General features: G+C 68.6%; 11 protein-coding genes. All 11 read right to left on the bottom strand.

Annotated elements, in window-relative coordinates:
- Nucleotides 1–4: 4 nt before the first annotated feature.
- The 11 genes from LJ725_RS16190 to LJ725_RS16140 all read right to left on the bottom strand — a co-directional run bounded on the left by LJ725_RS16190 (nt 5) and on the right by LJ725_RS16140 (nt 12,039).
- Complete coding sequence (locus LJ725_RS16190) at nt 5–718, bottom strand: ABC transporter ATP-binding protein (protein ID WP_230551676.1); 714 nt, start codon at nt 716–718, stop codon at nt 5–7.
- Entirely contained in the window at nt 718–1,467 is a 750-nt protein-coding gene (locus LJ725_RS16185; RefSeq protein WP_230551675.1) for an ABC transporter ATP-binding protein, read from the bottom strand. The genes LJ725_RS16190 and LJ725_RS16185 overlap by 1 nt, the downstream gene beginning before the upstream one ends.
- Nucleotides 1,464–3,338, bottom strand: coding sequence for an ABC transporter permease (locus LJ725_RS16180; RefSeq protein WP_230551674.1), 1,875 nt, complete (start codon nt 3,336–3,338; stop codon nt 1,464–1,466). The genes LJ725_RS16185 and LJ725_RS16180 overlap by 4 nt, the downstream gene beginning before the upstream one ends.
- A 107-nt stretch (nt 3,339–3,445) precedes the next feature.
- Nucleotides 3,446–4,651: an ABC transporter substrate-binding protein gene (locus LJ725_RS16175; protein ID WP_230551673.1), complete on the bottom strand. Its 1,206-nt coding sequence runs from the start codon at nt 4,649–4,651 to the stop codon at nt 3,446–3,448.
- A gap of 76 nt (nt 4,652–4,727) precedes the next feature.
- The gene (locus LJ725_RS16170) at nt 4,728–5,108 is read right to left on the bottom strand and encodes a hypothetical protein (protein WP_230551672.1); all 381 of its coding nucleotides are present in this window, start codon (nt 5,106–5,108) and stop codon (nt 4,728–4,730) included.
- Nucleotides 5,109–5,118: 10 nt separating this feature from the next.
- Complete coding sequence (locus LJ725_RS16165) at nt 5,119–5,706, bottom strand: amino acid synthesis family protein (RefSeq protein ID WP_230551671.1); 588 nt, start codon at nt 5,704–5,706, stop codon at nt 5,119–5,121.
- A complete protein-coding gene (locus LJ725_RS16160) occupies nt 5,703–6,548 on the bottom strand; it encodes a UPF0280 family protein (protein ID WP_230551670.1) in 846 nt (281 codons plus the stop codon). Before LJ725_RS16160 ends, LJ725_RS16165 begins: the two co-directional genes overlap by 4 nt.
- Entirely contained in the window at nt 6,545–7,975 is a 1,431-nt protein-coding gene (locus LJ725_RS16155) for a 6-hydroxynicotinate reductase (protein ID WP_230551669.1), read from the bottom strand. The genes LJ725_RS16160 and LJ725_RS16155 overlap by 4 nt, the downstream gene beginning before the upstream one ends.
- Complete coding sequence (locus tag LJ725_RS16150; RefSeq protein WP_230551668.1) at nt 7,972–10,680, bottom strand: molybdopterin-dependent oxidoreductase; 2,709 nt, start codon at nt 10,678–10,680, stop codon at nt 7,972–7,974. Before LJ725_RS16150 ends, LJ725_RS16155 begins: the two co-directional genes overlap by 4 nt.
- Complete coding sequence (locus tag LJ725_RS16145) at nt 10,677–11,507, bottom strand: FAD binding domain-containing protein (RefSeq protein WP_230551667.1); 831 nt, start codon at nt 11,505–11,507, stop codon at nt 10,677–10,679. The genes LJ725_RS16150 and LJ725_RS16145 overlap by 4 nt, the downstream gene beginning before the upstream one ends.
- 58 nt (nt 11,508–11,565) lie before the next feature.
- Nucleotides 11,566–12,039, bottom strand: a complete 474-nt coding sequence (locus LJ725_RS16140; protein WP_230551666.1) for a MarR family winged helix-turn-helix transcriptional regulator — start codon at nt 12,037–12,039, stop codon at nt 11,566–11,568.
- Nucleotides 12,040–12,055: the final 16 nt, after the last annotated feature.

Genomic DNA, 12,055 nt, shown 5'->3' with positions numbered 1-12,055 from the left:
GGGTTCAGACCGAAAGATATTGTTCGCGCAGGGAATCGTTGGCCGCCAGCTCGGCCATCGAGCCGCCGAAGCGGATCTGGCCCTTCTCGATGATGTAGGCGCGATCGGCGACGCCCAGCGCGAAATGCAGATTCTGCTCGCACAGGATGACCGACACGCCCTCGCCCTTCAGCGCCCGGATGGAATTCCCCATCTCCTCGACGATGATGGGTGCCAGCCCCTCGGACGGCTCGTCGAGCAACACGCAGCTCGGATTGCCCATCAGGGTTCGGGCGATGGTGAGCATCTGCTGCTCGCCGCCCGACATGCGCCCGCCCGGCCGCTCGCGCATGCGCGCGAGGTTGGGAAAGAGCTTGAACAGCTTCTCCTCGGTCCAGACCGGCACACCGGCGCGCGCCGCCTGCCGGCCGACTTCGAGATTCTCCATCACCGACAGCTCGGTGAAGATGCGCCGCTCCTCCGGCACGTAGCCGAGACCCAGCCGCGCAATGCGGTACGGCGGCAGGCGCTCGATGCGCTGGCCCGCGAAGCTCACTTCGCCGCGGGCCGGCGGCACCAGGCCCATGATGGCCTTCATCGCCGTCGACTTGCCCGCCCCATTGCGGCCGAGCAACGCCACGACTTCGCCGGTGCGCACCTCCAGCGAGATGCCGTGCAGGATGTGGGCGCGGCCGTAGAAGGCGTGCAGGTCGTTGACCTGGAGCATCGCCGCGGCCATCAGTGCGCGCTTCCGAGATAGACCGCGCGCACATTGGGATTGGCGCGCACCTCCTGCGGCGTCCCGCCGGCGATCAGCACGCCGCGGTCGAGCACGATGATGCGATCGGCCTGGGTGAAGACCACGTCCATGTCGTGCTCGGTGAACAGGACGGCGATGTTCCGCGCCCGCGCCAGTCGCGCCGTCAGCTCCATCAGCGCGACGCGCTCCTTGGGCGCCATGCCGGCGGTCGGCTCGTCCATCAGGAGCAGGCGCGGCTGGTTGGCCAGCGCGATGGCGAGTTCGACCCGCTTCAGGTCGCCATAGGCCAGCACGCCGCAGGTCCGCTCCGCCTGGTCGAGCATGCCGACCTGGTCGAGCAGCGCATCGGCTTCGGCCGCGAAAGCCGCGCCGAAGCGCGACAGCATGGAGCGCAGGCGGCCGGCATGGGAATAGAGCGCCATCTGCACGTTTTCGCGAACGCTGAGCGAGGCGAAGGTGGCGGTGATCTGGAAGGTGCGGCCGACGCCCAGCCGCCAGATGGCGCGCGGGCGGAGGCCCACGATATCGCGGCCTTCGAGGCGCACGATGCCGGCATCGGGCGCGAGCTGGCCGTTCAGCATGTTGAAGCAGGTGCTCTTGCCCGCGCCGTTCGGTCCGATCAGCGCCAGCATCTCGCCCGCAGAGACAGCAAAGGAGACGTCGGCCACGGCCTGGACGCCGCCGAACGACTTGTGAAGCCCCTCGACCTGCAGCACCGCGTCGCTCATGCGCGCTGCTCCCGCCAGCGGGCGACCAGCGCCTTCAGGCCGCCGACCAGTCCCTGCGGGAAGAGGAGCACGATCAGGAGGATCACGCCGCCCATCACGGCCCGCCAGAACTCGGTGTTGCGCGCCACCGCGTCGCGCAGCCAGGTGAAGATCGCCGCGCCGACCACGGGGCCGGTCAGCGTCTCGACGCCGCCCAGCAGCACCATGATCAGCCCGTCAGTCGACTGCGCGATCGAGATGCTCGACGGCGAGATGCTGCCCTTGGAGAAGGCGTAGACCGCGCCCGCGAGGCCGGCCAGCGCGCCGACCAGCACGAAGGCCGCCCACTGGAAGCCGCGCAGGTCGATGCCGATCGCCTCGGCGCGCAGCGGCGAATCGCGACCGGCCCGCAGCGCATAGCCGAACGGCGAGAACAGCACGCGCCACAGGAACAGAATGCCGGCGCCACAGAGGACCAGCGCCAGATAATAGTAGGCGGTCTTGTCGGCGAGCCAGGCCGACGGCCAGACGCCGAACACGCCGTTGCTGCCGCCGGTGACCGAGTCCCACTGGAACACGACCGACCAGCTGATCTGCGCGAAGGCGAGCGTCAGCATGGCGAGATAGACGCCCGACAACCGCACGCAGAACCAGCCATAGACGATGGCGAAAAGGCCGGCGATCGCCGGCGCCAGCAGGAGTGCTGCTTCCATCGGCAGGCCGAAGCGCTTCAGCAGCAGACCGGCCGCGTAGGCACCGATGCCGAAATAGGCGGCGTGGCCGAACGACACCATCCCGGCCGGCCCCATGATGAAGTGCAGCGACACGGCGAAGAGGGCGAAGCAGACGATGTCGGTGAGCAGGATCGTGGTGTAGCGGTCGGCCGCCAGCGGCACGAGCGCGAGCAGCGCCAGCCACACCAGGGCGAAGGTCCAGGACGGTACCTGCAGCCTCGGCGCCGGTTCGGCCGCCCGCTGTGCCGCCTGCGGCTTGCCCAGCAACCCGTAGGGCCGCACGACCAGCACGAGCGCCATGATCAGGAACTCGACCACGAGCGTCAGCTTGGAGAAGGAGATCTCGACGCCGAACCAGGTCACGGTGCCGATACCGATGCAGAAGGCCTTGGCGACGCCGATGATGATGGCGGCCAGGAAGGCGCCGCCAATGCTGCCCAGGCCGCCCACCACCGTGACCACGAAGGCGTCGGCGATGACGGCGAGGTCGAGTTCGAGATTGGCCGGCTCGCGCGGGATCTGGAGCGCACCGCCCAGGCCCGCCAGGACGGAGCCCACGAAGAACACCGAGGTGAAGAGCTTGGCCTGGTCGACGCCCAGCGCCCCCACCATCTCGCGGTCCTGTGTCGCCGCCCGCACCAGCGCGCCCCAGCGCGTGCGCGTCAGCAGCAGCCACAGGAGCCCCAGAACGACCGGGCCGATGGCGATCAGCAGCAGGTCGTAGGCGGGGATGCGGCGGCCCATGATCTCGACCGCCATCGACAGGCCGGGCGCGCGCGGGCCGACCAGGTCCTCGGCGCCCCAGGTGAAGAGGGCGATGTCCTTGATGACCAGCACGACCGCGAAGGTCGCCAGCAGCTGGAACAGTTCGGGCGCGCGGTAGATTCGCCGCAGCACCAGCACCTCGATCAGGATGCCGACGAGGCCGACCGCCAGTGCCGCCAGCACGACGGCGCCCCAAAAGCCCAGTGGCGTGCGACCGAAGAACTGGATCAGCGAATAGGCGCCGTAGAGGCCCAGCATGTAGAGCGAACCGTGCGCGAAGTTCACGATCCGCGTCACACCGAAGATCAGCGACAGCCCGGCCGAGACGAGGAACAGCGACGCGGCGGCGGCCAGCCCGTTCAACAGCTGGATGAGGATGGAAGCGAGAGTCACCTTAGATCGTCGTCTCGACCGGAGCGCGCAGCGCGGAGTGGAGAGACCTTGCCTGCATCAGGCAAGCCCCCTCGACTTCGCTCGGGATGACGGTGACTGCATCACCGTCAGTTCTTCGGCCGCATCTTCTGGACGTCGGCGTCGCTCGGCAGGGCGTCCTTGCCGTCGACGAAGCGCCAGTTCTTCATGTAGCCCTTGCCGTCCTTCACGCCGATCTGGCCGACATAGGCGCCCATGGTCGACTGATGGTCGATTGCCCGGTACTCGACCATGCCGAACGGCGTGATCAGCGTCAGGCCCTTCATCGCCGCGACCAGCTTCTCCTGGTCGAGCGAGCCGGCCTTCTTGATGGCTTCGACAGCCGACATAACCGTCGCATAGCCGACCACCGAACCCAGCCGCGGATAGTCCTTGAACTTGGCCTGGTAGGCGTTGAGGAACTTGGTGTGCTCGGGCGTCTTGAGCTCGCTCCACGGATAGCCCGTGACGTACCAGCCGTCGGGCGATTCCTCCTTCAGCGGATCGAGGTATTCGGGCTCGCCGGCAAGGAGATTGAACACCTCGACGCCCTTGAACAGGCCGCGGGTCTGGCCCTCGCGCACGAACTTGGCGAGATCGGGTCCGAACAGCGAGGAGAAGATCGCATCGGGCTTGGCGTCCGCCAGCGCCTGCGCGACCGCACCCGCGTCGATCTTGCCGAGCGGCGGCGCCTGCTCGGCGACGAACTCGACGTCGGGCTGCTTCTCCTTCAGGAGCTTCTTGAAGGCGGCCGTCGCCGACTGACCGTACTCGTAGTTGGGATAGACGATCGCCCAGCGCTTCTTGTTGAGCTTGACGGCGTCGGGAATGAGCATCGCCGTCTGCATGTAGGTCGAGGTGCGCAGGCGGAACGTGTAGGCGTTGCCCTGATCCCAGACGATCTTGTCGGTCAGCGGCTCGGCGGCGATGAACAACACCTTGCGCTGCTTGGCAAAGTCGGCGACGGCGAGGCCGACGTTCGACGGGAAGGTGCCGATCAGGAACGAGGCGCCTTCGCGGCTCAGCAGTTCCTCGGCGACGCGCACGGCATCGCCCGGATTGCCGTTGTCGTCGCGGCTCACGACCTCGATCTTGCGGCCGAGCACACCGCCCGCCGCGTTCACTTCCTCGACCGCCAGCTCGATGCCCTTCTTGTAGGGCTCGAGGAAGGCCGGGAAGACCTTGTAGCTGTTGAGTTCGCCGATCTTGATCGGAGCCTGTGCGGCGGCCGGGCCGACGAGCGACAGCGCAACGAGCGCGGCCGTGCCGGCGAGCAGACGATTGCGGGTCAGCATGAAATTCCCCCTCCTGAACAAGAGAAACACTCCCTGTGAACCGACCCTAAGAGGCCAGCCCTTGCCTCACAAGCACTCAGTCCGCGAAGCTCGACCGTGCCTGTATTCCCCAGTGACCGTCCTGCCGGGTCACGATGTAGATCGTCTCGAAGGCGCCCAGCAGCGATCCGTCGGCGCGCCAGCGGCTGAATTTCACCTTCAGATGAACCTTGTCGCGGCCGACATGGATCGGCGTACGCTCGTCCCACGTGCTGTGGTGCCAGCCGTCGCCGGCGCGGGCGACGAAATCGTCCAGCTTGTAGTCGCCGTGGTTGGGCCACACGACCACCTTGCCGCCGGCCAGGCGTACGTGCGGGAAATTGCAGGCGTCGTTGACCGCCGGCTCGTCGTGGCGATTCAGCCCGTCGATGTAGGCGTCCATCACCTTCATCGCGGCCGCGAGCGCGTCGTCGTTCATCGCCCCCTCCTCATCGCTGGCCGTCTCCCAGCTTGATCTCGGCCGGCGTCAGCCCGCCCACCCGCGCATGGGGACGGCCGCCGACCGCCGCAGCGACGATGAACACGATCTCGTCCGGCCGCGGCCCGTCGGGCACGCAGAACTCGATGGCGTCGAAATGGCTGCGCACATAGGCCGCCGTGACGTGATGCAGTGGAATGTCGATGCGCGTACCCGCCGTCGCGACCTTCACCGTCGAGGGCACGATCGACTTGGCGCCACCCATCGCATGGCGGATGCCGAAGCCGCTGGGCTGGTGCCAAAGCGCGGCATGCTCCAGTTCGCCGTTCAGGCCGACGATGGCACCCTTGCCATAGGCCTCCAGTTCGGAGCCCTGTGCGCCCAGGATCTTCATCACCCGCTCGGTGAGGTCGATCGCCAGCGGCTCCAGCGCCTTCATCATCGGCTGGATGTCGGCCACATGCCGGCCCGCATAGGGATTGGCGATCACGCCACCGACCACGGCCTTGGTCACCGGCCGCGCCAGCACCGGTCCGAAGTCGTGGAGCGTCTCCTCGACCGTCGCCACGTATTTCCGGATCTTCACCAGGTCGCTCATCCCGCCTCCGATAGAGCAAGCGGCGTGCCGCCCGCCTCGATTCGCCATTGTCCGTTCAACGACAGCGCGGTGCTGTCGATCAGGCCACACAGCCGGAGCCGGCGCGCTTCCGCAAGCCCGCGGTCGAGCGCCGCGTCGACGATCTCCAACGGCAGCGCGCCGACCGCCACCGTCACGTCGAGATCGCCGAGATCGCTGTCCGGATCGAGCGACGAAGCGGGCCGGCGCTCGATGGCGGGATGATCGGCATTCACTGCATTGGCGATCATCGTCGCCGCGGCATCGGCCGCCGCCGCCGTCGCGGCCAGCACCGTCACGCTGTCGGCGATGCCGCGCGAGAAGGACCGCCCGCCCCGTCCCGAGGTCGCGATACCACGCACCGGCCGTTCGTGTGTCAGCAGCGCCACGCCGTCGAGGGCCTGCGCGAAGATGCCGGCGCGCAGCGACTGCCCGGACGCAAGATGAAAGGCGATGTCGCCGCCGTCGTTCACATAGGCCCTGTCGAGCGTGCGGCCGCGCACCAGCGCCTGCAGCATCTCGTCGGCCACGGCGCCGGCCACGGCGGCCATCGGCGTGATGAAGACCGCACGATGCGGCCACACCGCTTCGGCCATGCGCCGCGCCACCGGTCCCTGCAGCAGCGGATAGGCTTGCGTCACCGGGCGCCGTAGCACGGCAAGCTCGCCGACCAGCGTCGGCAGGATGTCGCCGAAGCGATCGATTGCCTGTGCATAGGCGCGCTCGACCTCGTCCGCCGCGCCGAACGCTTCGATGATGAGGTCGATCGGACCGTGCTGCAGGTGCAGCCGTCCGTCGCCGAACCGTGCGGCGACGGCGCTCATTCGATGCGCACCTTGTGGCGGGCCAGCACGTCTTCGAGCGTGACGGTGCGCGAGGCGTAGCCGCCCAGCGCCGCATAGTCGTCGGCGCGCAGGGTGAATTCGATGGGCGCCACCAGGGCGGGCGTCGGCACGTAGCCGAACGAATTCTGGGGCATGCGTGCCACGTCGACCATCAGAGTGATGCCCCCACCCGGCCAGACGAAGGCCGGCACGCCGCCCAGCGTGACTTTCGTCAGCGTATCGCGCACCGAGCGCGTCAGCCGCACGGGATTCTCCGTCACGCCCGCACGCAGCGAACCGCCGGCGCCGGCCATGAACAGCACGGTGCAGAGGGCGGGCTCGCAATTCTCGGCAATGCGCTCCACGACATGACGCACCGGTCCCGGCATCTCCGCCGGCCGCGGCTTCAAGTCATGGTCGAGCGTGAACCACGCGGAATGCTCGCCGGTCGTCGAGACCATCAGCAGCTTCAGGCCGGGCCACGCCTGCTTCGGGTCGATCTTCTCGATGATCTCCAGCGGATCGCTGACATTGGTGCCGCCCCAGCCCAGGCCCGGTTCGGCCACCTGGAAGTAGCGGCCCGGCGTCGAGCGGCGGCCGCGCACGCGGATGCCGGCCGGCTTCATGTCGAGGAAGGCGCCGCCCTGGTGTTCACTGAGCACGCCGGTGATGTGGTCGTCGACCACGATCACCTCGTCGACGTGATCCTTCCACTGTGGCGCAAACATGCCGATGGCGGCGGAGCCGCAGCCGACCCGCATGCGCTCCTCGAGAACACCGTTCACGATCGGCGGCCGGTCGGCCTGCACCACCACCGTCGAGCCGCCGTCGATGGCGAGTTCGACGGCCTCGCGATTGCACAGCGCCAGCAGGGTGTCGCAGGTGACGACGCCCTCCTTCTTGCTGCCGCCGGTGAGATGATGGACGCCGCCCAGCGACAGCATCTGCGAGCCGTACTCGGCCGTGGTGACGTGGCCCACCGCCTCGCCCTTGACCCGCACCGCCGCCTGTTCGGGGCCGAGATAGCGGTCGGTGTCGATCTTCACCTTGACGCCGCAGTAGCTGAAGATGCCCTCCGTCACGACCGTGACCATGTCGACGCCGTCATGCTTCGACGCGACGATGAACGGCGCGGGCTTGTAGTCGGGATAGGTAGTGGTGGCGCCGACGCCGGTGACGAACGAGCCTTCGCCCTTCCCCAGCTCGCCGCGCCATGCCTCGCTGCCCTCGGCGAAGGCGACGCGCGCGAGATCGGGTTTGGCGAGCAGCAGCAGCGGATCGACCCGCACCAGTGCGCCATTCTCGTTGGCGTAGCGGTCGCAGGCGCCGGCCCGGCCGGGACGAATGCGACACAGCACCGGGCAGGCATCGCAGCGCACGATGCCGGCGCTGCGCTCGGCTTCCGAGAGCGAGATGTCGTCGCTCATGGTCTTTCTCTCTCTTGGGCGACGATGGCCTCGCGCAGGCGGTGCGGCAGCAGCGGGACGCGATGGGCGCGCACGCCGGTCGCATGGTGGACCGCGCCCAGGATGGCCGGCGCCGTCGGCACCAGCGCCGGCTCGCCGATTCCCTTGGCGCCGGACGGACCCAGCGGCTCGCGATCCTCGATCAGGATGCACTCGATCTCAGGGACATCGCCGACGGTCGGGATCAGATAGTCGTGCAGGTTCTCGGTGCGACCGGGCAGGTATTCCTCCATCAGCGCGAGACCCAGGCCCTGCGCCACGCCGCCCTGGATCTGGCCCTCGACGAGGGTCGGATTGATCGCCCGGCCGACATCGTGAGCGGCCACGATGCGCAGGACCTTCACCGTGCCCAGCTCGACATCGACTTCGACCTCGGCGAGCTGGGCCGCGAACCCGTAGGTCGCGTAGGGCACGCCCTGGCCGTCGGCATCGAGCGGCGTGGTCGGCGGATCGAACGTGCCTTCGCCCATCAGGGGGCCGGCCGTGACGAGATCGATCGTCCGCACCTCCGCACCGTCACGCACCGAGAGCGTCGCGCCCTCAAGCGACAGCACGGCCTCCGGGCCAGCATTCGCCAGCCGCAGGATCTGCTGGCGGAGATCCTGGCCCGCTTTCTCCGCCGCCTTGCCCGACACGAAGGTCTGGCGCGAGGCCGAGGTCTTGCCGGCATCGGCCGTGAGATCGGTGTCGCCGGTCACGAGGGAAAACCGCGAGGCGGGCAGGCCCAGCGCATCGGCGGCGATCTGCACCATGATCGTGTTGCTGCCCTGCCCGATGTCGAGCGCGCCGCTATAGAGCGTCAGCGTGCCGGCGGGCGACAGGCCGACGCGCATGCGCGAGGGGTTCGACATCGAGGTGTTGCCGATGCCGTACCACATGCAGCCGATGCCGATGCCGCGCCGGCGCGAACCGCCCTGGGCGTTGAACGCGGCGATCGTCTCATGGGCGGTCTTCCAGTGCGGCCGCAGCGCGTCGAGACACTGCGCCAACCCCGCCGAATGGGAGAGCGTCTGCCCCGTCGCCGTCATGTCGCCGACGCGCAGGGCGTTGCGATGGCGGAACTCCAGCCGGTCGATGCCGAGCCGGTCGGCCAGTTCGTCCATCATCGCCTCGTGGGCGATGGCGGCCTGCGGCACGCCGAAACCGCGGAAGGCGCCGGCCGGCGGGCCGTTGGTGAAGAAGGCCTCGCCCCAGGTGCGCACGTTGGGGACGGCGTAGGGACCCATCGCATGCACCGGCACGCGGTTGGCGACCGTCGGCCCCCACGAGGCATAGGCGCCGGTATCGAACGTGGCCGTCACGTCGCAGGCGAGCAGCTTGCCCTCGGCATCGCAACCGAACCGGGCCTTCACGCGCGCCGGATGACGCTTGGTGCTGGCGGCCATGCTTTCGGGCCGCGTGTAGACGAGCGCGACGGGCCGTCCCAGTTTCCACGCCGCGATGGCGATCAGCGGCTGCACGGAGAGATCGAGCTTGCCACCGAAGCCACCGCCGCAGGCGGTGGGGACGATGCGCACCGCCTCGGGCTTCAGGCGCATCAGGTTCGCCACCTCGTCGCGATCCATGTACGGTGTCTGGGTGGTCGCGTGGATTTCGATGCGATCGCCGACCCGTAGCGCCCATCCCGCTTCCGGTTCGATGTAGGCATGTTCGACGAACGCGGTCTCGAACGTGCCTTCCGCCACCGCGGCACACGCGGCGAAGGCGCTGTCCGCGTCGCCCCGCTTCACGCCGCCCTTCAGCAACAGATTGCCCGGCTTGTCGGCCTGGACCAGCGGCGCCTCGGCGGCCATGGCGGCATCGACCCCCACCACCGGCGGCTCCGGCATCCAGGTGATCGGCACATCGTCGTCGCGGGTCGCCATGACCTCGGCGCGTTCGCCGACCAGCGCCACCACCGCCTCGCCGCGATAGCGGACCAGACCGTCGGCCAGCACCGGCTGGTCCTTCACGTCGGGATAGATGCCGTAGCCGTTGAACGGAACGTCCGCGGCCGTGAGCACGGCGGCGAGCCGCCGGCGCAGGGGCGCGAGATCGCCCAGTTCGAATCGCGCCCGGGCATAAGGCGAACGCACGACGCGAACCCACAGCGCGTCCCTGGGAATGGCGTCGGCACCGAAGACATCCCGACCCGTGACCTTGGCATGCCCGTCGACACGCACGAGGCGGGCGCCCACCGCTTCGCCGGCCGCCGGATCGAGACCGGGCGCGGGCGCCACGACGTCCATCACCGCATCGACGATCTTGCCGTAGCCGGTGCAACGGCAGAGCACGCCCCCCAGAGTGTCCTCGACTTCGGCGCGGGTCGGCTTGCGGTTGCGCCGCACCAGCTCCTGCGCGGCCATCAGCATGCCGGGCGTACAGATTCCGCACTGGGCCGCGCCATGGTCGAGAAAGGATTTCTGGAGGGCGGCGATCGTGCCGTCGCCGCTTTCAAGGGCTTCGACCGTCTCGACATGACGGCCGGCCACCTGCCCCATCGCCACCAGGCAGGAGCAGACCTGCCGGCCGTCGAGCAGGACGGTGCAGGCGCCGCAATCGCCGGCATCGCAGCCGACCTTCGTGCCCGTCACGCCGAGATCGTCGCGCAGCGCTGCCGCCAGTCGCGTGACCGGCGGACCGTCCCAGTGGGTCCCGCGTCCGTTCAGGGTGAATTCGAGTTTCAAACCGCGACCTCCGACAGGAGGCGGCGCAGCAGGACCAGGGCCACGTCGTTGCGATAGCCTGCGCTGCCGCGCACATCGTCGATCGGCGACAGCGGCGCGAGATGGCGAGGCTTGATCCTTTCCCCAAGACGCGCGTCGGCCGGTGCACCGACCAACGCCTGTTCCAGATCTGGCAGCCGTTGCGCCACCGGTGAGCAGGCGCCGACGGCGATTCGCGCCGCCGCCACCGCGCGGTCGCTGATCTCCACGACGACCGAGGCCATCGCGATCGAGATCACGAGATAGCGGCGGGCGCCCAGCTTGAGGAAGGCGCTCCGCGCCTCGTTTTCCGGGCGCGGCACATGGAGGGCGGTGACGAGTTCGCCGGGCATCAGCGCCGTCCTGCGCACGCCGGTGACGAACGCACCGAGCGGCAGGCGGCGCATGCCGACGCGACTCGCCACCTCGACCGTTGCCTCCAGCGCCAACAGGGCCGGCATGCCATCGGCCGCCGGCGAGGCGTTGCAGACGTTTCCCGCGATCGTCCCGGCATTCTGGATCTGCCGGCCGCCGACCTCGCGCGCCGCCTGCTTCAGCCCGTCGAACAGCGGCGGCAGGCTGGCTTCGACCAGTTCGCTCCAGGTCGTGGTGGCGCCCAGGCGCCACCCCTCATCGGATTCGGAAATGCCGCGGAGAGCCGCGATGCCCGCGATGTCGAGGACATCCTCGGTCACCGACCGGCCGACGCGCGCAGGATAGAAGTCGGTGCCCCCGGCGAGCACCGTGAAGGGCCGGGTCAATGCCTGGAGAGCCTCGTCGAGGTCTCGGGGTCGGAGATAGTCGCCCATATCGTTCGTGTACGTACGATGACACACACGACGGATGAGTCAAACGAATGAGTCGGAGTCAGATGATTCGCGAGAGGAGATCGAGGAGCTGCTTCTGCTCCTGCGCATTGAGCGGCTTCAGCGTCTCGCGCGACACGGCCGGCCCATTGAGCATCAGCCTGGCGACCAGCTTCTGACCCTCGGTGGTGAGGCTGAGCAGGGTGCGGCGGGCATCGCCGGGATCGGGACGGGAATCGACGAGGCCACGTTCCTTAAGCCGGCGCACCACGCCCTGCATCGTCGCCTTGTCCATGCCGACGAGACGGCCCAGCAGGTTCTGCGACAGCTCGGTATATTCCTCGAGCTTCGCGAGACTCGAGTATTGCGTCGGCGTGATGTTGGGATCGCCGATGCCCACCTGGAAGATGGCGCTCGCGCGCTGATGCGCGCGTCGCAGCAAATATCCGATCTGGTCTTCGATACGATAGGGCCGTGATGCCGCGCTCGATGCCGTCTTCGGCTCGTGCTGTTTTTTTGCGACGTTGGTTCGCATCGCCCCCCCGGCTTGC

The organism is Reyranella aquatilis, assembly GCF_020880995.1.
Lineage (GTDB): Bacteria > Pseudomonadota > Alphaproteobacteria > Reyranellales > Reyranellaceae > Reyranella > Reyranella aquatilis.
Note: the sequence above shows the minus strand (reverse complement) of the source record. Positions and strands in the feature narration are given on the sequence as shown.

Coding starts and splice junctions, on each gene's coding strand:
- LJ725_RS16160 (WP_230551670.1), bottom strand. CDS start 6,548: ATGAGCGCCGTCGCCGCACGGTTCGGCGACGGACGGCTGCACCTGCAG.
- LJ725_RS16175 (WP_230551673.1), bottom strand. CDS start 4,651: ATGCTGACCCGCAATCGTCTGCTCGCCGGCACGGCCGCGCTCGTTGCG.
- LJ725_RS16170 (WP_230551672.1), bottom strand. CDS start 5,108: ATGAACGACGACGCGCTCGCGGCCGCGATGAAGGTGATGGACGCCTAC.
- LJ725_RS16190 (WP_230551676.1), bottom strand. CDS start 718: ATGGCCGCGGCGATGCTCCAGGTCAACGACCTGCACGCCTTCTACGGC.
- LJ725_RS16140 (WP_230551666.1), bottom strand. CDS start 12,039: ATGCGAACCAACGTCGCAAAAAAACAGCACGAGCCGAAGACGGCATCG.
- LJ725_RS16185 (WP_230551675.1), bottom strand. CDS start 1,467: ATGAGCGACGCGGTGCTGCAGGTCGAGGGGCTTCACAAGTCGTTCGGC.
- LJ725_RS16165 (WP_230551671.1), bottom strand. CDS start 5,706: ATGAGCGACCTGGTGAAGATCCGGAAATACGTGGCGACGGTCGAGGAG.
- LJ725_RS16155 (WP_230551669.1), bottom strand. CDS start 7,975: ATGAGCGACGACATCTCGCTCTCGGAAGCCGAGCGCAGCGCCGGCATC.
- LJ725_RS16145 (WP_230551667.1), bottom strand. CDS start 11,507: ATGGGCGACTATCTCCGACCCCGAGACCTCGACGAGGCTCTCCAGGCA.